The sequence below is a fragment of the Sphingopyxis panaciterrulae genome, from assembly GCF_014199295.1.
Classification (GTDB): domain Bacteria; phylum Pseudomonadota; class Alphaproteobacteria; order Sphingomonadales; family Sphingomonadaceae; genus Sphingopyxis; species Sphingopyxis panaciterrulae.
Genome location: NZ_JACIJH010000010.1, coordinates 101,686 through 120,702 on the forward strand (window position 1 = coordinate 101,686; position 19,017 = coordinate 120,702).

Sequence of the window (19,017 nt, forward strand, 5' to 3'; positions counted from 1 at the left end):
CGGGTGGGGGCCATCGGCCTTGCGCAAGGCCGATGGCCCCCACCCCAACCCCTCCCCTGAAGGGGAGGGGCTTTCACAAGCCCATATCACGGGCTAGGAGAGCCACCGCCATGACCAAGGCCCCCGCCCTGCTGCCCGAAGGGCTCCGCGACCGCCTGCCCGCGCAGGCGGAGGCGGCGTCGCGCGTCACGCGCGCGCTCGTCGATGCGATGCGGTCGCACGGCTACGGCCGCGTCGCGCCGCCGCTCGCCGAATTTCGCGAGACGCTGGGCGGCGACGACGAGCGCTCGGCGCGCGACCTCTTGCGCTTCACCGATCCGGTGTCACAGCGCACCCTCGCGCTGCGCCCCGACATCACGCGGCAGGTCGGCCGCATCGCCACCTCGCTCCTCGCGCAGGCATCGCGCCCGCTGCGTCTCTGCTACGCCGGGCAGGTTGTCAAACTGCGTGCGAGCCAGCTCCGCCCGGCGCGCGAGATGCTCCAGGTCGGCGCCGAGCTGATCGGCAGCGACAGCGTCGCCGCGGCGCGCGAGATCGTGACCGTCGCGATCGACGCGCTGGAGGCGGCGGGGATCGGCCGCGTCACCTTCGACTTCACCCTCCCCGACGTCGTCGACCTGCTCGCGAGCGGGCCGCTGCCGGTCGCGGGCGACGTCGCAGCCCTGCGCGACGCGCTCGACGCCAAGGACGCCGGTGCGCTGACCCGGCTCGGCGCCGAAACCTATCTGCCGCTGCTGCGCGCGACCGGGCCGTTCGACCGGGCGATCGCCGATCTGCGCGCCTTCGACGTCGCGGGCGTGCTCGCCGGGCGCCTCGACGCGATCGAGGCGATCGCCGCCCCGGTGCGCGAGCGCGTCGACCTGACCCTCGACCCGACCGAACGCCACGGCTTCGCCTATCAGAGCTGGTTCGGCTTCTCGATCTTCGTCCCCGGCCAGGGCGCGCATATCGGGCTGGGCGGCAGCTATGCAATCCCGGTCGGCGGCGGGCGGGAGGAACCCGCGGTCGGCTTTTCGCTCTATCCCGACCCGCTCATCGACGAAGGGCTGGCGGAGGAGGACGAGCGCGAGCGCCGCATCTTCCTGCCCCCCGGCCACGACCCCGCGCTCACCGCCAGCCTGCGCGCCGACGGTTGGCGGACGGTCGCGGCGCTGACCGACGCCGACGAAGCGGCGCGGCTGGGCTGCGGTTGGGTGCTGGGACCGGACGGGCCGGTCGAGGCCTAGAAATCCGAAACGCCGAAGCGCGGCACGCCCTTGTTCGCGCCCGGCGGATCGAGCACGCTCACATCGAGTTCGAGCGGCTCGCCGATCCAGTGCGCGAGACTCGTATGATCGGCAAGGTCATCGTCGGTAAGCGGGTGGACAAGCGCGCGAAGCCCCGCCTTTTCGATCATCGCGATCACCGCCGGAACCGCGGCGCCCAGGAAATGCACCTCATATTGCGCGATCGGATGCGGACCGACGGGCGCGTCGATCATCGGGCCGACGAGCAGGATCGCCGGGTCGCGGCTGAATTCTTCGCGCAGCGCAGCAGCGGCGGTGCGCTCTTGCGCGTCGTAATAGATATGAGCGTGGTAGGGGGCGTCGGCTTCGTTCATGCATTTTCTCCTCCCTCCCCTTCAGGGGAGGGCAGCGAGACTTGCCAGCTTGCTGGCTTAGTCGCAGCGGGTGGGGGCCATCGGCCTTGCACAAGGCCGATGGCCCCCACCCCAACCCCTCCCCTAAAGGGGAGGGGCCTGAATCGCCAGCCATCTCCCGCCTTCATCGCGCCGACCCTTGCCTCCGCGGCCAAATCCGCTAAGGCCGCGCGGGCCTCGGAGCCCGCACACAGCAGGACAGCATCATGGCAAATGTTACCGTCATCGGGTCGCAATGGGGCGACGAGGGCAAGGGCAAGATCGTCGACTGGCTGGCCAGCCGCGCCGACGCGGTCGTCCGTTTCCAGGGCGGTCATAATGCCGGCCATACGCTCGTCGTCGGCAACCAGACCTACAAGCTGTCGCTGCTCCCCTCCGGCATCGTCACCGGCACCTTGTCGATCATCGGCAACGGCGTCGTCCTCGATCCATGGGCGCTGCGCGACGAGATCACCAAGCTGCGCGGCCAGGGCGTCGAGATCAATCCCGACAATTTCGCCATCGCCGACAATTGCGCGCTGATCCTGCCCTTTCACCGCGACCTCGACGCGTTGCGCGAGACCGCCGCGGGCGCCGGCAAGATCGGCACCACCGGGCGCGGCATCGGCCCCGCCTATGAGGACAAGGTCGGCCGCCGCGCGATCCGCGTCTGCGACCTCGCCCACCTCGACCATCTCGAGCCGCAGATCGACCGCCTGACCGCGCATCACGACGCGCTGCGCGCCGGTTTCGGCGAGCCGCCGATCGACCGCGAGCGCCTGCTCACCGACCTCGCCGAGATCGCCGACTATGTGCTCGACTATGCGCAGCCGGTGTGGAAGCGGCTGAAGAAGGTGCGCAAAGCCGGCGCGCGCATCCTGTTCGAGGGCGCGCAGGGCGTGCTGCTCGACATCGATCACGGCACCTATCCCTTTGTCACCAGCTCGAACACCGTCAGCGGCACCGCGGCGGCGGGATCCGGCCTCGGCCCGTCGGCGGTCGGCTTCGTGCTCGGCATCGCCAAGGCTTATACGACGCGCGTCGGCAGCGGCCCCTTCCCGACCGAACTCGACGACGAAACCGGCCAGCAGCTCGGCGAGCGCGGGCACGAATTCGGCACCGTCACCGGCCGCAAGCGCCGCTGCGGCTGGTTCGACGCGGTGCTGGTGCGGCAGAGCTGCGCCGTGTCGGGCGTCACCGGCATTGCGCTGACCAAGCTCGACGTTCTCGACGGGTTCGAGAAGGTGCGCATCTGCACCGGCTATCGCCTGCGCGGCAAAATCCTCGACTATTTCCCCAGCCACGCCGCCGATCAGGCCGCGGTCGAACCGATTTACGAGGAAATGGACGGCTGGAGCGAATCGACCGCGGGCGCGCGCAGCTATGCCGACCTGCCCGCGCAGGCGATCAAATATATCCAGCGCGTGCAGGAGCTGATCGAAACCCCGATCGCGCTGGTTTCGACCAGCCCCGAGCGCGAGGATACGATCCTGATCCGCGATCCGTTCAGCGACTGAGACCCCTGACCCGCGCTTACGTGGTCGACAACCGGATCGAATCGATCGCGGTCGCCGCGTCGCGATCGGCAGCCTGCGGCCGGCCGACGATGGCGAATTCGGGATAGTCGCACATCACCGGCGCCGCGGCATCGAAGCGGACGACATGGTCCTTGCCCGGCGCCCGCGACCGCTCGAACGCCACCGCCCCCTTGCCGCGGCAGGCGAGACTGAACCCGAAGCTGTCGAGGCCGTTCAGTGCATCGACCCCTTCGACGCGGACCTCGAGCCGCGGCTGCGCCCCTTCGCGCAGCATGGTCATCGTATGCGCGATGACCGGCGCGCCCATGCCGTTCCACCGGATCTGCAACTGACCGGCATCGGACCGCGGGACGATCATGACCGAAATGCCCGGGCGGCTGGCGAGCGACCATTCGAAGGGCAGGACATTGTCGCGATCGCGCGACGTCAGGGCGGCGAACCTCGAGAAATCGGGATCATAGATCAACGTGCCCGCGCTTCCCGAGGGGTTGGCGGCCATGGCGATACGCACCGCCTCTCCCTGCCTTCCCGCCCGCACCATGGCGTCGAGCGACGTTTTCAGATCCGACCGGCTCAGCGTCATGCCCTTGGCCAGCATCTTGTCGAGCAACTGGATGCGCGCATCCAGCAATGCCGGATTGCCGAGCGCGCCCGCATAGGCGAAATAATGCCTGCGCCATGCCGGTTGCTTGTCGAGACGTTCGATCAACAGGTCCGCGGCCTGCGGATAGACTTCGATCTGCGCCAGCACCGCGACGATGTTCGACGTCAGCTTGCCACGGCGCAGAAGCGCGTCGGCACGCATCACCGCCTCGCGCGGATCGCCGTCGCGCAGCGTCTCCACGATCAGATTCTGCTGGCTGGGCGTGTCGCGCCAGCCGAGCGCCTTGATCGTGTCGATGAAGGTTTCGCGGCGCGCGGGATCGAGGTCGCCCCGCGATTCGACGGCGAAGAGCAGGTTGAGAACCGGCTGGTTCAGCGGCCGCCGCGCAAGGATGCTGCGCGCCTGGGCAGCAGTGGCGGGCGGGATGTCGACGTTTTCGATCGCGGTCAACGCCCAGCCGGGCTGCGCGGCGATCCGCTCGGCGCGCTGCTGCGCGAAGGCGAACAAGGTGAACGCCAGCAGCGCGACGAAAAACAGCCCCGACGCGATGATACGTGCCATGATCCTATCCCTCCGCGCCGACATCGTTCGCGCGGACCCGCACCCGCTTTTTCCCCGAGGGATCCGAATAGAAAAGCACGATAAGAATCGCGAAAAGGACGATCCCGGCGGGGGTTCGCAGCGGATAATCGACGATCGAGTGCAAAGCGATCAGGCCGATAGAAAGCCCGGCCGGAATGGCATAGGTGCCGCCGCTCGCCGGATTACGCACCAGCCCGATTCCCCGCACAACCAGCGCAGCGGCAAATAACGCGAGAACCAGTATCCCCGGAATCCCCGTTTCGATCAGCAGCCCCAGATATTCGTCGTGCGGGCTGTTGACATAATAGATGCTCACCTGATCGAGCGGCTCGCGCGCGGCATAGGCGGACACGAAGCTGCCGAGGCCGCTGCCCCACGGAAAATATTGTCCGACGAGCGGCCAGCTATTGTGCCAGATTTCGCTACGGCCATTTTCGGCCACATCGTTGAAGCGCGCGAGGGCATTGGCGACGACCGTGCTGAAACTGAAGAAATAGATCATGGCCGCCAGAACGACCGCCGCCCCGGCGAAAACCCACAGGCGCGGCTTGCGCGGGCCGCGAAGGAAATAGAGGCCGATTGACGCGAAAAGACCGAGCAGCGTCAGCCCGAGCGCGGCGCGCGAAATAGTGCCGATGACCGCGGCGAGCAGGGTGATCGTCAGGACGGCCGACCAGGCGATCGCCGATTGCCGCGACGGGGCGCGGGCGTTGACGAAGGCGATACTGAAGACCGCGGTGATCGCGAGCACCACCCCTTCGTGGTTGCGATTGGCGAAGAAGCCGATCAAATTGCCCCGGTGCGCGCTGTTATAGAAGTTGAGGGCACCGCCGGCGCTGCCGACCTGGATCACGCCGACGAGAACAGAGAGGACGACGAGCGCCAGGAACAGGCCGACGCATCGTTCCCGGCCACGATCGTCAAGAAGCGACGCCGCGAAAAAGGCGGCATAGGGCGGCAAGAGCATCAGCAAGGCGAGCCACGTCGTCGCCGGGGTCAAGCTGAGCGGATGCGATTGCCCTTCGGTGCCCACCAGGGCGAAGACGGCCTTCGGAACCTCGCGGCCGGGCAGCGCGTCCCACAATCCCGGCGGAAGCGGAATGAGTTGCAGCAGCGGCACCAGAGGGATCAGGAACAGCGCGATGCGCAGCAGCATCGGCAACTTCCAAACCGCGCCCCAGGCCCCCGCGGCGAGCGCAACCGACAAGCTGGCCGAAGCCGCCACGCAGATCAGGAAGATGCGCGGACTCGCGTCGCCCGAACTGCCGCCGAGCACGAAGGCGCTGGCGAAGAGAAGACAGAGCAGGATTTCATTGGCGCGGACCAGCGACGCCGAAGCCGCCGCGCCCGCTCGAGCTTGCGTGGAAATGGCTGATCTCTCCCGATTGTCGGCCCTATCGGCGATAAAGTTCGATGCGGGAATTGCCCATGGCAGTCAAGGCGCTCTTACCCCCTCTGCCTCCGTTTTCGACCTGGGGGTGCTGGAACAGGCGCGGCGTACGCATCCCGTCCGAGCGCGTTTCGAACGGTCGCGCAGGCGCGGCTTTTCATCGCCAAAGCTCTGGTCTACAGCGCAAAATGGCGCAACGCTCTCCGCTCTGCCCGAAGGAGAGCCAGCACAGGCTGGCCCACCAATGGGCTTTCTGCAATGCAGCCATCAGTGACTCCGAAGGCATTTTCAATGAAACGCAAGATATTGGTGGTGGCCTCGGCCGGCGGTCATTGGCATCAGGCCTGCCAGATCACCGAAGCGTTGCCCGCAGAGGATCTGTTCTTCGTGACCACGATGGACGAACTACCACAAATGGACGGCAAGGCGCCGTTCGCGATCGTCGCTGATTGCAACAAGAATACGCCGTTCCGCTTTCTGCTGTGCATCGGCCAGGCGGTATCGTGCCTGCTGCGGCAACGGCCGGACGTGGTGATTTCGACGGGCGCGCTTCCCGGCTTCGCTTTTATTATGATAGCGCATTTCCTCAGGATCAGGACGATCTGGATCGACAGCGTGGCCAATGCGGAGGAGCCATCGCTTGCGGGGCAGAAAGCCCGCAGATTTTCCACGCTGTGGCTGTCGCAGTGGAAACATGTCGCCGATCAGGTCGGCGGCCGGTTCGAAGGATCGGTGCTGTGATCTTCGTAACCGTCGGAACGCAACTGCCCTTTCCGCGCCTGATGGGATGGGTCGATGCCATCGCCGCCCGCAACGCTCTCGATGTTTTTGCGCAAACGGCGGAACCCAATGGGGCATACCGCCAGATCCGTCACCAGCCCTTCGTGACGCCCCAGGAATATGACAGCATCATCGCTGACACCCGCCTGATCGTGGGTCATGCCGGCATCGGGACGATTCTAACTGCAAAGCAGAAGAATCTCCCCCTCATCATCGTTCCCCGGCGCGCAGACCGGGGCGAGCACCGCAACGATCATCAACTCGCTACGGCGCGCAATTTAACGGGGCATAGGGGCGTGCATGTCGCACAAAGCGAGAGCGAACTGGAAGCCTATCTGATAGCCCCGACGCTCGAATCGGCCTTTATCGAAGCGACGCCGGCCAAAATCGCGTTGCAGACCTTCGTTCGCGACTGGATTTACCGGTAGCGGCAATAATTCTCATCGATCATCGGATGTTCAGGCTCGGACTCACAAACTGACGATCCAACCGAGACCCCACAATTAGGCAGGAGGACGACGGAGTTGAAGATCGTACCCGCCATCGTCGGCTTGAGCCTGATCACGCTCGGCCTGTTTGGCTCATCGCGCTTCTTCACGCCAGAAAGTGTCTGGGGCGGAGAAAGCGCCTATGCCACAACCGGCTCGACGACGCCGATTTCCTGCCGGGAAAGGGCGCGAACCGCAAGCCGGACCGAAGAGACCCCGTTTCTTGATCTGGATTTTGCGCATCGCCGTTACGCTTATGATGGACAAAGCGTGGCACTTTCGGCGCTCTTCGAGGTACCGCCGAAACTACGGTCCGAAAGCGACGTGCATAACGGCATAAAATTCGGCAAGGGAGGACTGCAGCGCCCCTTGCGCCTCAAACGAGCGATCAGCGAGGAGTTGATCCGCCGGGGAGAGGCGACCATCGAACTGGATATCGTCCAGACAGCCGTCGACACGCCACAGACGATATTCGACTTCAACGCAGCCGTCGGCCCGGATTCAAACAGAATCTCGCTCAACCGGCGATCGGCGCGAGACCCCCGCGACTGGCTTGGCGGCGTCTTGCAGATGAACGTCTACAACGGTGGTGGCACGCCGAAACTCGACCTCAAGAACGGTCCCTCGACCCCCGACGAACTTCGCAACCGGATCGTCACTGTTCGTGCCACTGTCAAGAATGGCGACTATCGCCTTCAGGATCGCAATTCCGGCGAAGTCAGCCGTGCTGTTGACCTCCGCATTCCCCACCTGAACAACCTCTATCTGGGTGGCGACCATCGCGGCAAACAGATGCTGCAAGGCTATATCCGGGCTATCCGCATCTATCGGCAGGCAATTCCGGCGACCTTTTCCACCGTCAGAACGGACACCCATCAGACCTTGGGCAACAATGACTTCGCGGTCGAGGGGGAGGAAGGGACTTTGTGCTTCGTGCAGGGAACTCGTCAGGAACGCCAGATTTCGTTCAACATCGGTCCCGGCGACCAATGGCGAGGAGATCTTGCGAATGGCCATGACTATTCCGAACGATCGGAATTCCGGCAGACCGATACGATGAAGAGGGGCGTGACCTATTGGAATGCCTTCGATTTCGTAGTGGACCATTTTGCGCGGGGTTCGGCGAAGACCGACTTCGCGATCCTCGCCCAATATCACGCAGGCAAATCATCGATCCCCTCGCCCTGGCTACGGCTGGACTTGAGCGACCTGTCGACGGGAGGCAAAACAGTTCGCTTCTCCGTCGCTAGGGGAGACAGGAAAGGCAAGCGTGGACAGAGCGTTTCCGCACACATCCCCGATTTCAAGCCCGGCCGATTTTACCATGTCGTCATCGAAACCAAAGCCAATCCTGTCGATGGTTTCGCCCGCATCTGGGTCGACGGCAAGCTGCTGCTGGAGGAAAAGGGAGCCATTGGCTATGCTGATGCGCCCGGAGCCGGCTATTTTCGTTTCGGTATCTACCGGACCCAAGGGACGTTGGGAACAACCATGGTGCGTTTCCGGAACGTGACGGGAACCACGACCCGCGATCTGTCAGATCGGATTTAGGAGACCTGCGCCCAGCAAAGCCAAACCGCTCCTGGCCAATCGGAGGTTGCGCTACCTGACGCTCCCCCTCTTGGAAAGCCCATAGAATCGGCAATACACGCTCATGTCTCTGCCCTCCCGCACACAGGTCTCCCAGGTCTGCCCCCCGAACCGGCGACAGCCGCCTATGACAGATCGGCATTCAACTCCGGCTGTTCCGCCGCATCGGCCTTGTTCGCAGACGGTGGGCAGTCATGACGATAGGTGCGGGAGAATGCCGACCACCAAAGCAGCATGGCTGCGGCGGTTGTGCCAACCTGCGCCCATATCACTGCCCCGATGTCGCCCCAATAGGCGGCGGCGACAACGGCAAGCAGCGTCATCGGGACCGAGACGAACCTAACCGCCAGAGCAGCCCCTGTGCGCCCCATAGCGCGCATCGCATTGGCAGCTGTGAAATTCACCGCTTGCAGCGGAATGATCATGGCCATGACATGCAGGACCGGTTGACCATAGGTCCATGATTCAGCCAGAATGGCGCGCCCAAGCCAATCCGGCATATTGGCGACCAATTGCGTCAGGCCGAGGAGGCCAAAGCCACTGATGGCTGCGATGCGGATCGCCTCTTTCTTCAAGGTCGCTGGGCGCCGTCCCCAGACGCGGACGAGATAGGGAACGACAGCCGTCACCAGACCAACGCTCAAGACATTGATAGGCGCCATGACGATCTGCGCTCCGCGATAGGCAGCATTCCCTTCGAGTCCGATAAACAGCGCAACGACGTATATAATGCTCTGCTGGGACACCGAAACCAGCCCGCGGTCGAAAAGCAGGTTCCGCATCGCATTTTTCTGTTCACACAGCCAGGCTGCGATAGCGGACCATCGCGGCCGGGCTGTCCGCAGCAATGGCAGAGTGCAGAAAGCTGCCGCGACGCCGGATCCCACCCATATTGTCGTCACCTCTCCAAGCGAGGATCGGGAGTCCGACACAAAGAAGAAGCCCAGAACGATGAAAGCTAGCCAAAGCGCGTCAGTCACCAGAGCCAATTCGATGCGACGGGTCGCAAAGCCGATATAGCGGATCGTGTCCTGAACCGTCAGGCCGACCATCCCGACCGCAAGCGGAACAAGACCCACGCCGACCGGCCCCCTGAGCAACGCGGCGACGCCCAGCAAAATCATGCCCGCGCCTAGGCCGACGACGGCGGCAACGACTAGGTTGATCGCACCATTCGCATTCGCCCGCCCCGCATCGGCAAGAAGAAGCACCTCTCCGGTGACAGCACGCGCGGATAGGACGACCAGCAGATATGTCGCAAAGACGATCCCGAACGCACCAAAATCGCCAGCGGATAATATATGCGCCGCCGCAATCGACGCGGCGAGGTTGGAAAGGCTCGACAGCGCCTGATCGATACTGAACAAACCAACGCGAAACATAGATTTCGCCGCGGTCCTGACAGATTGATATTTCATCCGCGGTTCGCCTTGGCCACCACCGATCCACTGGGCGCGTCAACTGGACTCGCCATTGCCTGCGATCCTAGTCGATTCGCGCCAAAACCGCTTGCAGCAAATCTGCGGGCTGCGCCTTGAAGGGCACGTCCAGCAATCTCGGCTGCGCACGAACATGATCGAGGCCATCCCTGACGATGTCGGCAACGGAATCCAACTCCGATGCTATAGTCATATCGAAGCCGAATCCCTCGTCCCGCGACCCCACACTCGTCGAGGCAGCGAGTAGATTGCCGAGCATGCCCAATTCATATTGCATCACGTGCGACATCTGCAGAGCCAAATCTTCGGTCGATACAGAATGATCGGAAAACTCCATTCCTCCCGTCCGTCTCAGGAAAAAGGCATGCGTCACGCCCGCCGACGCGGCGCCGCGACCGGCCCCCAGAAACTCTTCCGCCTGCACGCGGCGACGGACGCTTTTTTTCCCCATCAACCCCTGCCGTATCTGCCACTGCGCCTTGTCGAAAATAGACCGTCGTCCCATCAGCGCATTGCGCAGTCGATCTTCGCCTTCCAGATTATAGGGATAGATTTGCATCCGGAACGGGGTACGGTACACGTTCCCCTTCCGGTCGAGGATAGCCTGATCGTCGGAAATAAAACGCCAGCTTTCTGACGAATTGAGAAGCTGCAGGAGGCTGGACGTCTTACCGACACCGCCCCAGGCCATCAACAAAACGGTCCGCTGGCCATCGGTACAAGCGCTCGCATGGCAATAGGTCTGGCCATGGGCGAGTTGATAGAGTTGCGAGGTCTGGTTGAAGATCGAATAGTAAAATCTTTTTGATATTCTTCCCCATACATTATTATATGCGTGATCCACGGGCTTCAACAACGCCGATATGCCCGGCTTTCCCAATAGGTCGACCCGGCAACCGACGGTCACGTGCATCCGGCCGGCCTCCATCGAGATCAGGCTGGGTAGATATTTGTCGTCGATATAAATCCAGCCTTTGCCGACGCGATAGGCACCGACATAGACGCTTTCGCCCGATGGAATATTTATGTTCCCGAATTCGTAGACTGCATCTGCCGGGCTATCGCTTTCGCACAGCATTTGCGCGGGAATTTCTTCGCGCACCGCGCCCGCCAAGGGGCCGTCGCCGCGCAACTCGAACATCAAGTTTCCAAGGCGGAAACATATTTTCATACAAAATCCTTCCGAGAGAATCCTTGTTCCGCAGCCGGCATAACCCGGCCCGGTCGTTGCCCTCTGACCTTTTGCATGGCGCCCCTCCGTGCGTTTCGCCCGCGCCTTATCGAAGGAAGAAGATGCCTTGTGCGAGCTAGCGCAAAAGCGCCGAAGACATAGAAGAGCGGCCCCGTAAGCTCATCGCCCAACGCGGCGGCAGCTGACGAGATGATGAGGATGCCGAACATCGAGACGAAAAGGAATGCGTCTTCTGGCGTTCGAGTAACCATCATCACCCGAAATCCGGCGCCGAGCAGGATCATCACCGTTAGTATAAAGAAGAATAATCCGGCATATCCCGTTTCGGCGAAGATTTTCGGCCAGAAAGTGTCGAGAAGATAAGTGTCGTTTTCCTTGTTGGCGCCCCAGCGGCCATAAACCCCGTAAGTGAAATATAAGCTGCTGTATCCATCGGTTCGTGACCCCTGGCTTCCGAAGGTCGATGTTCCGGAGCCGATGGGCATCATATCGTTGGCGATATCGAAGCTCGCACGATAGAGAACGCGCCGGACTTCGTCGCTCCCCTGCTCGCCTGTATAATAGGAGATGCGTTGAAAAACCTGGTCGCCCGCTGCCGAAGTGAGGACGGACCCAACCGCAGCAATGCCGACCAGCGCCGCCACCGCCTTCGTTAGCGCATCGCTCCGAACGAATAGAAGAACGAACAGCATCAGCGCAAAGCAGCCGACGATGATCTCCTTCACCGACACATGGATAATCAGCATCAGGAAGATATAGATCGCAACACCCAATCGGGCGGGTGTAAAACGCTTTGCCAAGCGCGTGAGGGATGCGAGGAATCCAAAGAGTGCGACCTGCGCGCTCGCCACAGCGTGATGGAAAAAACCTTCGGGCCGATAAAAGGGGCCACGCACACCCAAACGATTGCCGTCGAAATCAATGCCGCTGCCAAGGGCATCTCGAATGACCTGGATCGAATCCACACAGGCGACGAAAATGAGCGCCTGCAAAATGAGTCCGATCGCTCTTTCACTTCGCCCCTTTGCGACACTGTTGGCGGCAAGCGCATAGGCTCCAAAGAACAGCACGAAAAACTTTATATCCAGTGCAAACCCCAAGTATAGAGGATATTTCCCCCGCTCGGTGGAGAATGGATGAAGGTAACTCGATGCGAGAATAATCGCCACGTATACGATAAAATAGATTATAAATCTAAGTCCTTTGGAACTTTTCCCTAACGCCACGATAGCATAAGGGGCAAAAATCCCTAGGCAGGCCACCAACATTTCGTCCGCCAGCGTCGATTCATTCTCCGTGCGAAAAAATCCATAAACAAGCCGACCGATTAAGAACAGGGCAACAATCACGCCCAGAGCATCGGACGCTGACGAATCCTTGCGAGGCGCTCCGCGGACTGGCGTCGACTGTCCGGACAAGGCGAAAGATCGTCGGGCGAGCAAAAGCTTCTCGTCTAATTTCCTGGCGGCCGGCATCGGCGGAGTGGGGTCGCCTAGCAGGCAGCCCCAGCGTGGACAAGAGCCCTACTCCGCGCCCTGCGGCCAAGGGATGCAGAGCGGCGACGAAGCAGGGCTTTCCGCCTTGCAGCAAAATAGCGCGACAGCTATGCGTGCGCCTCGACAGGATGCCGCAAGGAGCCCCCTCCCTTGTCTGACAGACAGATATCTGTAGTAATTCTTTTAGCCAATGGATCACATGCAAAGGGTGGAATTGAAAAGTACGCCTTTTACCTGATAAATCAGATTGAAGAAAATCATGAAAACATAAAAATTACTGAAACCATCTCCCGTAAGGACTTGCCAGGCCTTCTGAAGCATATAAGCATTATACCATGCTTCATTAGGTTTTGTTCGTTTATATTTTCGAAACGCGTGGATATTATCCATGTAAACTTGGCCCCCAGAGGGTCGACGTTCCGTAAAATTCCCTATATTTTCGTTTCTAAATTAACGAGGAAAAAAATCATCCTCCATCTCCATGGTGGAGGATATGAGGATTTTTTCGACAAACGCTCCTGCATTGTTCGGCATATAATTAAATTTTTGTTCGAGAGCGCTGACAAGGTTGTCATTTTGAATGACAATAGCCGGGAGTTTGTGACGATCAAGATCGGCCTCCTTCCGGAGAGAGTCGTTGCTTTGGGGAACGGTGTCCCCGCGGCGACGGAAATGGCTGCCCCATGGCATGTCATTCCAACGATCTGCTTCATGGGGCGGCTCATACCGATCAAAGGCATCGACATTCTCCTAGAAGCGTTCGGATTGCTGAAACAGCGCGGGATCGATTTCAGGGCAGTCATCGGAGGCGATGGAGATATCGATGTCTTTCAGCGCCTCGCCCATGGGCTGGGCCTAGACGATGAAGTCGAATTTCTTGGCTGGCTGAATGGGCAGGAGGTCACGCGCCAGTATAGTATGGCAGACATATTCGTCCTTTCATCACGGGTAGAGAATCAGCCCATGGCGATTCTGGAAGCCATGGCCCATCGCCTTCCGGTAGTCGCAACGGATGTCGGCGCCGTCTCTTCGCAAGTGATCGATGGAACAACGGGCCTGGTCATCGCTCCTGGAGACGCAAAAATTCTTGCAGATGCACTCGAACGCCTGTGCCGAGACCCCGCGCTGCGACGTACGATGGGCGAAGCCGGCTACGACCGATGGCAGGCCCATTTTTCTATCGCGACAGCAGCAACACGCATGGTCGATCTTTATCACGAGCTTGTAACCGAAAGCGGTCGCCAACCATAAGCGTTACCCTGGCTCGCGAAGTCTTTCCGTGCCAGTCTTCTTTCGACCGACACCATCCGAAGACCAAGAGGAATCGCTGAATGAGACAACATAATCTAAACAACTCATTTCGACAAAAGCGTATGCGGCGATTCCAAATGTTGATCGAGCCTGCGCGTAAAGATGCAATGAAGATACTCGACATTGGCGGGACCGCGGACTTCTGGCGCGCTCTACCAGGGCTTTACCGCGACCCGAACGTTTCGATCACGGTCGTGAACTTGGGCACAGAGGAACGCCGAGACGAGAACATCCATGTCGTCGACGGCGATGCCTGCGCTTTACCGTTCGACGATAATTCCTTCGACATCGTTCATTCGAATAGCGTCATCGAGCACGTCGGACATTGGCGTGAAATGGAACAAATGGCTAAAGAGGTGCGCCGTCTCGCCCCACAATATTTCGTGCAAACTCCAAACGTCTGGTTCCCTGTCGAACCCCATTTCAAGTTGCCATTCGTTCACTGGCTTCCTGAGCAGACGCGCTCTATGATCGTTCAAGCCACCCGGCGTTCGCGCAAATTCCGCGACGCCGGCGAAGCCACACGCTATGTGCAACGCATATCTCTACTCAGCGCAACGCAGTTGCAATGCCTGTTTCCCGATGCCCATATTTGGCGGGAACGGGTACTAGGCTTGACCAAATCATTGGTGGCAGAACGCTTCCCCACTGCGTGAAGCAGCGCGAACCAAGCGCAGCCCCCCTTATCGCTCTCTTTCCGTGACCGGAGATTCACGATCTACTCGTACGAATATTGATAGGCGTAGTCGTAGCCGTAGCCGGCTTCCTTGATGTCGAATTTCGTCAGTAACACGCCGATGATGTTGGCACCGCCCTGCGCGAGGCGCTGGAGCGAGTTGCGTGCGTGGCTCGCCTGGTTTTTCGCTGCTTCCATCACGAAGATGCAGCCTTCGGCCATCGCCCCGATTTCGACCGCATCCGCCAGCCCCAGGGTCGGCGGGCTGTCGATCAGCAGCACGTCATAGCCTTTCTCAAGCTCTTCGATCACGCTGCGGGCCGAAGCGCCAGCCAGCAGTTCCGCAGGATTGGGGGGAGTGCCGCCGCTGGGGATGAAGAAGACGCCATCATATTTCGATGTCTGGACGACCTCGGCCGCCGTCTTGTTCCGCGTCAGTAGATCCGACATGCCCGCGCCATTCTTGACCCCGAACTTGTTGTGCTGATTGGGTCGCCGCAGATCGAGGTCGATCACCAGCACCTTCTTGCCGATCCGGCTCAGCGCGATGGCGGTCGCGAAACAACAAGAGGATTTGCCCTCGCCCTGCTTGGCGCTGGTGAACATCAGGCTGCGCGGCAGGCCGTGCGACGACACCAACATCAGCGACGAGCGCAGCGACGAGAAGGTCTCCGACATCAGGCTCTTCGGATCGAGGACCTCCTGCTCGATCGCAAAACCCTCCTGCATCTTCGGAATGGCGCCAAGTGACGGCAAGCCGAGCTTGCGGCCGACATCGTCGGGGGTGCGGATCACGTTGAACAACTGCTCGCGGCCGATGACGAACAGCGCGGCGAACAACAGACCGGCGAGCAGCGCCAGCGCCATGTTGAAGACGATGCTCGGCTTGATAGGTTCGAGCGGGCGGTCGGCACGGTCGACGATCGACACATTGTTCGCCTGGACGCCGGCTTCGGCGTTGAGTTCATTATATCTCGTGTTGAGCAGATCGTAGAGTTTGCGCGCGTTGCTCGTGTTGCGCTTCAGGATGCCCAACTGCACCGACTGATTCTGTTCGTTAAGGGTATCGCTCTTCAATTGCGCGATCTGCGCGTCGAGTGCCTGCTCCTGCGCCAGCGCGGTCTGGTAAGCGCCACGCAGCGTCTGCTGGATTCCCGAGGCAATCGTCGCGATCTGGCGATCGAGTTCGTCAAGCCGGGCCCGGGCCTGCTTCACCGTCGGAAAATCTTCTTTCCGGCGTTGCAGCTCCTGCTCATATTCCGCCTGCACCATCGCCTTTTGCTGCAACAGATTCTGGATCGCCAGATTGTTCAACACCTCGGGCAGTGTCATCACGTTGCGGCCATCGGCGGTTTCCCATTTCTGCTGGGCTTCGATGCGCCGCGCGACCGCCTCCGCATAATCCTGGTTGAGCTTGACCAGCGTCGCCGTCACCAACGACTTGGGCGCCGTCGATCCGTCGCTGTCCATTCCCGCGGCGTTGCTCGCGTCGATGATGCGGGTACGCCGTGCATAGTCGAGCGCCTCGCGTTCCGAATCCGCCAGACGGATCGCCGCTTCGTCGAGCTGCTGCTTCAGAAACTCGCGCGCATAGGAGGAGGTGTCGAATTTCCGTTGCAGATTGTTGCGAATATAGTTTTGCGCGAAACTGTTGGCGACCCGCGCTGCCAGATCGGCATCGGCGCTGTCGAACGAAATCGACGCGATGCGCGAATCCACCGGCAGCGATACGGTGAGATTTTCCTTCAGCGTATACAGGACCAATTCGCGCTGCGCCTGCTCGGGCGATAACGAACTCGATGCCATCGAATCAGGATCGACGGCCATCGATTCCAGAAACTCGGGATTGTTGAAAAGCTTGAGATCCTCGGCCACCGTCTGCGCGAGCGACCGGCTACGGATCACGTCCATCTGCGTCTTGAGGAAGCGGTCGGAGTCCTGGATCGCCGCCGACGCGTTGGCATCCTCCGTGCCCAGAACTTTCGCCGCCTCCTGATCGATCTGCACGGTAGAGGTAGCGCGAAAGATGGGGGTCGAAAGGATCGTGATAACGACGCCGATCAACAGCATGCCGACGACAATTCCGGCGATCCAAAAACGCGAGCGATAGATCGCGGCCCAGATCGCGGCGAAATCGAGCGAAAACACCGAATCCTCGCTGTAGTCGCCGTCCGCGTCGGCGGGCCATACCGGTTGCGCGACGCTGCTGCCGTTCTGGCTCATGCTGACATTTCGATCCATATTCGGGTGTTTGCCATTCATGTCAATTATCGATCGAGACGAACGAAGACCGTGCTCAACAGCGGCGACAGTTGCAGGAAGTCACGGAAAAGCTGCTTGGCAAAGCTGTTTCCGACGACGACGATGTCGCCGCCGAGAATCTCGGGATTCGGCGCCCGGCCGACCCGGATATCGTCCAGGTTGAACTGCGCCGCATAGACGCCGTCGTCCTTGCGCCGGAACACGATGACCTCGCCCAGCTTGGCGGTCTGCGTCGGTCCTTCGGACAGGGCCATGGCCTGCAGCAAGGTGGTCGGGCCCTGAAGCGGGAAGACGCCAGGCTTGTTGACCGCGCCCTCCACCGTCACATTCTGCGACGCCGACGTCGACACGATGGTCGAAACCTGCGGATCGACCAAATAGCGCTCGCCCAGTCGCTCGGCGATGGCGTTGGACAATTCGGTACTCGTCTTGCCCGAAACGGACACCTGCCCGATCAATGGAAACAGGATGTTGCCGCTGGCATCGACGGGTACTTCCTCCAGCGACAGGTCGGGCTCCTGGAAAACGGTGATTTTGAGCACGTCGAGCGGCCCGATCCGATATTCGGACGGCGCGGTCTGGTTCGATGGCGCAGGAATGATCTCATAAGCCTGATCCCCGCTCGGGAGGCCTGTCGAGGCACAGCCCGGCAAGGCGAGGCAAATCGCGGCAAGGGCTGTTTTCCTTCGCAAAATTCGAATCTCCATCGTCAGGCGACCGCTCTTAACATCCGGCGAGGGCATTGCAACAATCCCATGGCGCGGAGTAGCGATAAGGAACGCCCCTTCTTATTGATGAACGTCCAGTCTTGTCTTGCGAAAGCTTTCAGCCGGTTCCCATTTTCAATAATAACGACGCTATCCCCAGAATAAGGGCTCAACAGGCCGGCTGGCACTTGCGGCGATCTGAAGCAAAGCGACCGCCCGCGCCTCTGTTTTGAGGCGACCGGAGCCGCCGCCGCGATCATATGAGCGGCGCTCTTCGGCGCGCCGCGCCGATCAGCAGCAATAATAGTCGCGATACCAGGCGACGAACTCCGCCACCCCCTGCTCGACGCCGGTTTGCGGGACATAGCCCGTCAGCCGTTCGAGCAGCGTGCTGTCGGCCCAGGTATCGACGACGTCGCCGGGCTGCATCGGCAGCATATTGCGCTGCGCCGGCCGGCCGAGCGCTGCTTCGACCGCGGCGATGAAATCCATCAGTTTCGTCGGCCGGCCGCCGCCGATATTGACGACGCGCCAGGGCGCAACCGGCGACAGGCTGTCGCCCTTCGCGATATCGGCCACCGACGCCGGCCGCTCGGGCACCGCGTCGATCAGCAGCCGGATCGCATGCACCAGATCGCCGACATAGGTGAAGTCGCGCGACAGATTGCCCTGATTATAGACATCGATCGGCCGCCCAGTGAGGATCGCGTCGACGAATTTGAACAGCGCCATGTCGGGCCGCCCCCACGGCCCATAGACGGTGAAGAAGCGGAACATCGTCGTCGGGATGTTCCAGAGATGGGCATAGCTGTGCGCCATCGCCTCGCTCGCCTTTTTCGTCGCGGCGTAGAAGGAAACCGGCAGGTCGGCCTTGTCGGTTTCGCGAAAGGGCATCGCCTCGTTCGCGCCATAGACCGAGGAGGTCGACGCCATCAGCAGATGCGTCACACCGTGGCGCCGCGCGGCTTCGAGCACGTGAAAGCCGCCGACCAAATTGCTCTGGACATAGGAGGCGGGCTCGTCGAGCGAATAGCGAACCCCCGCCTGCCCGGCGAGATGCACGATGATATCGGGCGCAAGCGCATCGACCGCCCCATCGAAGGCCGCGCGATCCTCCAGCATCGCCTCGACCGCCCGAAAACGGGCGTTCTGGAGGAGATTCTGGTGGCGCCGGCGCTTGAGCTGGGGGTCGTAATAGTCGGTCATCCCATCGTAGCCGACGATCTCGACGCCTTCGTCCAGAAGATGCTTCGCCAGATGATAGCCGATGAAGCCCGCCGTCCCGGTAATGAAGACCTTGCCACCCACGCGCGGCGCCCCTTTCTCTCTATTCAAAGCGCGCGC

At 61.2% G+C, this 19,017-nt stretch carries 17 protein-coding genes; 8 read left to right on the forward strand and 9 right to left on the reverse strand.

Annotated elements, in window-relative coordinates:
- Nucleotides 1-110 precede the first annotated feature (110 nt).
- Entirely contained in the window at nucleotides 111-1,226 is a 1,116-nt protein-coding gene (locus FHR21_RS14585) for an ATP phosphoribosyltransferase regulatory subunit (RefSeq protein ID WP_184099616.1), read from the forward strand.
- Here FHR21_RS14585 and FHR21_RS14590 read toward each other — a convergent pair.
- Entirely contained in the window at nucleotides 1,223-1,600 is a 378-nt protein-coding gene (locus FHR21_RS14590) for a DOPA 4,5-dioxygenase family protein (protein WP_184099618.1), read from the reverse strand. The two genes, FHR21_RS14585 and FHR21_RS14590, sit on opposite strands and share 4 nt — an antisense overlap.
- Nucleotides 1,601-1,845: 245 nt before the next feature.
- Here FHR21_RS14590 and FHR21_RS14595 point away from each other — a divergent pair, with 245 nt between their 5' ends.
- Nucleotides 1,846-3,135 (forward strand): adenylosuccinate synthase, encoded by a 1,290-nt coding sequence (locus FHR21_RS14595; protein ID WP_184099621.1) that lies wholly within the window; start codon nucleotides 1,846-1,848, stop codon nucleotides 3,133-3,135.
- A 16-nt stretch (nucleotides 3,136-3,151) separates the two neighbouring features.
- Here the strand turns inward: FHR21_RS14595 and FHR21_RS14600 are convergent, their stop codons facing one another.
- Both FHR21_RS14600 and FHR21_RS14605 read right to left on the reverse strand, forming a co-directional pair.
- The gene (locus FHR21_RS14600) at nucleotides 3,152-4,321 is read right to left on the reverse strand and encodes a hypothetical protein (RefSeq protein ID WP_184099623.1); all 1,170 of its coding nucleotides are present in this window, start codon (nucleotides 4,319-4,321) and stop codon (nucleotides 3,152-3,154) included.
- A gap of 4 nt (nucleotides 4,322-4,325) precedes the next feature.
- Complete coding sequence (locus tag FHR21_RS14605; protein ID WP_184099625.1) at nucleotides 4,326-5,498, reverse strand: O-antigen ligase family protein; 1,173 nt, start codon at nucleotides 5,496-5,498, stop codon at nucleotides 4,326-4,328.
- On the opposite strand from FHR21_RS14605, the gene FHR21_RS14610 reads away from it, so the two are divergent.
- From FHR21_RS14610 to FHR21_RS14625, 4 genes are all read left to right on the forward strand, one after another.
- Nucleotides 5,485-6,006: a hypothetical protein gene (locus FHR21_RS14610; protein WP_184099627.1), complete on the forward strand. Its 522-nt coding sequence runs from the start codon at nucleotides 5,485-5,487 to the stop codon at nucleotides 6,004-6,006. The two genes, FHR21_RS14605 and FHR21_RS14610, sit on opposite strands and share 14 nt — an antisense overlap.
- A 17-nt stretch (nucleotides 6,007-6,023) precedes the next feature.
- Nucleotides 6,024-6,473, forward strand: coding sequence for a glycosyltransferase family 28 protein (locus FHR21_RS14615; protein WP_184099629.1), 450 nt, complete (start codon nucleotides 6,024-6,026; stop codon nucleotides 6,471-6,473).
- Nucleotides 6,470-6,940 (forward strand): glycosyltransferase, encoded by a 471-nt coding sequence (locus FHR21_RS14620; protein ID WP_184099631.1) that lies wholly within the window; start codon nucleotides 6,470-6,472, stop codon nucleotides 6,938-6,940. Before FHR21_RS14615 ends, FHR21_RS14620 begins: the two co-directional genes overlap by 4 nt.
- 96 nt (nucleotides 6,941-7,036) lie before the next feature.
- Nucleotides 7,037-8,551, forward strand: a complete 1,515-nt coding sequence (locus FHR21_RS14625; RefSeq protein WP_184099633.1) for a heparin lyase I family protein — start codon at nucleotides 7,037-7,039, stop codon at nucleotides 8,549-8,551.
- Between the two features lie 164 nt (nucleotides 8,552-8,715).
- On the opposite strand, the gene FHR21_RS14630 is transcribed toward FHR21_RS14625, so the two are convergent.
- The 3 genes from FHR21_RS14630 to FHR21_RS14640 all read right to left on the reverse strand — a co-directional run bounded on the left by FHR21_RS14630 (nucleotide 8,716) and on the right by FHR21_RS14640 (nucleotide 12,570).
- On the reverse strand, nucleotides 8,716-10,008 hold the full coding sequence (locus FHR21_RS14630) for an MATE family efflux transporter (RefSeq protein WP_184099635.1): 1,293 nt from the start codon (nucleotides 10,006-10,008) through the stop codon (nucleotides 8,716-8,718).
- Nucleotides 10,009-10,075: 67 nt separating this feature from the next.
- Complete coding sequence (locus tag FHR21_RS14635; protein ID WP_184099637.1) at nucleotides 10,076-11,170, reverse strand: hypothetical protein; 1,095 nt, start codon at nucleotides 11,168-11,170, stop codon at nucleotides 10,076-10,078.
- Between the two features lie 26 nt (nucleotides 11,171-11,196).
- Complete coding sequence (locus tag FHR21_RS14640) at nucleotides 11,197-12,570, reverse strand: hypothetical protein (protein ID WP_184099639.1); 1,374 nt, start codon at nucleotides 12,568-12,570, stop codon at nucleotides 11,197-11,199.
- Nucleotides 12,571-12,867: 297 nt separating this feature from the next.
- On the opposite strand from FHR21_RS14640, the gene FHR21_RS14645 reads away from it, so the two are divergent.
- Together FHR21_RS14645 and FHR21_RS14650 are read left to right on the forward strand one after the other, a co-directional pair.
- Nucleotides 12,868-13,968, forward strand: coding sequence for a glycosyltransferase family 4 protein (locus FHR21_RS14645; RefSeq protein ID WP_184099641.1), 1,101 nt, complete (start codon nucleotides 12,868-12,870; stop codon nucleotides 13,966-13,968).
- Between the two features lie 137 nt (nucleotides 13,969-14,105).
- Nucleotides 14,106-14,684 (forward strand): class I SAM-dependent methyltransferase, encoded by a 579-nt coding sequence (locus FHR21_RS14650; protein ID WP_221235190.1) that lies wholly within the window; start codon nucleotides 14,106-14,108, stop codon nucleotides 14,682-14,684.
- Between the two features lie 62 nt (nucleotides 14,685-14,746).
- On the opposite strand, the gene FHR21_RS14655 is transcribed toward FHR21_RS14650, so the two are convergent.
- From FHR21_RS14655 to FHR21_RS14665, 3 genes are all read right to left on the reverse strand, one after another.
- Complete coding sequence (locus FHR21_RS14655) at nucleotides 14,747-16,927, reverse strand: GumC family protein (RefSeq protein ID WP_184099643.1); 2,181 nt, start codon at nucleotides 16,925-16,927, stop codon at nucleotides 14,747-14,749.
- A gap of 44 nt (nucleotides 16,928-16,971) precedes the next feature.
- Nucleotides 16,972-17,673: a polysaccharide biosynthesis/export family protein gene (locus FHR21_RS14660; RefSeq protein WP_184099645.1), complete on the reverse strand. Its 702-nt coding sequence runs from the start codon at nucleotides 17,671-17,673 to the stop codon at nucleotides 16,972-16,974.
- Nucleotides 17,674-17,964: 291 nt separating this feature from the next.
- Nucleotides 17,965-18,981 carry an NAD-dependent epimerase/dehydratase family protein gene (locus FHR21_RS14665; protein ID WP_184099647.1) on the reverse strand — a complete coding sequence of 339 codons (1,017 nt, stop codon included), beginning with the start codon at nucleotides 18,979-18,981 and terminating at the stop codon, nucleotides 17,965-17,967.
- Nucleotides 18,982-19,017: the final 36 nt, after the last annotated feature.

Bases quoted from the DNA above. Each gene is read 5' to 3' on its own strand.
- FHR21_RS14585 (WP_184099616.1), top strand. From the start codon at position 111: ATGACCAAGGCCCCCGCCCTGCTGCCCGAAGGGCTCCGCGACCGCCTG.
- FHR21_RS14590 (WP_184099618.1), bottom strand. From the start codon at position 1,600: ATGAACGAAGCCGACGCCCCCTACCACGCTCATATCTATTACGACGCG.
- FHR21_RS14595 (WP_184099621.1), top strand. From the start codon at position 1,846: ATGGCAAATGTTACCGTCATCGGGTCGCAATGGGGCGACGAGGGCAAG.
- FHR21_RS14600 (WP_184099623.1), bottom strand. From the start codon at position 4,321: ATGGCACGTATCATCGCGTCGGGGCTGTTTTTCGTCGCGCTGCTGGCG.
- FHR21_RS14610 (WP_184099627.1), top strand. From the start codon at position 5,485: ATGCGCAGCAGCATCGGCAACTTCCAAACCGCGCCCCAGGCCCCCGCG.
- FHR21_RS14605 (WP_184099625.1), bottom strand. From the start codon at position 5,498: ATGCTGCTGCGCATCGCGCTGTTCCTGATCCCTCTGGTGCCGCTGCTG.
- FHR21_RS14615 (WP_184099629.1), top strand. From the start codon at position 6,024: ATGAAACGCAAGATATTGGTGGTGGCCTCGGCCGGCGGTCATTGGCAT.
- FHR21_RS14630 (WP_184099635.1), bottom strand. From the start codon at position 10,008: ATGAAATATCAATCTGTCAGGACCGCGGCGAAATCTATGTTTCGCGTT.
- FHR21_RS14635 (WP_184099637.1), bottom strand. From the start codon at position 11,170: ATGTTCGAGTTGCGCGGCGACGGCCCCTTGGCGGGCGCGGTGCGCGAA.
- FHR21_RS14650 (WP_221235190.1), top strand. From the start codon at position 14,106: ATGTTGATCGAGCCTGCGCGTAAAGATGCAATGAAGATACTCGACATT.
- FHR21_RS14655 (WP_184099643.1), bottom strand. From the start codon at position 16,927: ATGAGCCAGAACGGCAGCAGCGTCGCGCAACCGGTATGGCCCGCCGAC.
- FHR21_RS14660 (WP_184099645.1), bottom strand. From the start codon at position 17,673: ATGGAGATTCGAATTTTGCGAAGGAAAACAGCCCTTGCCGCGATTTGC.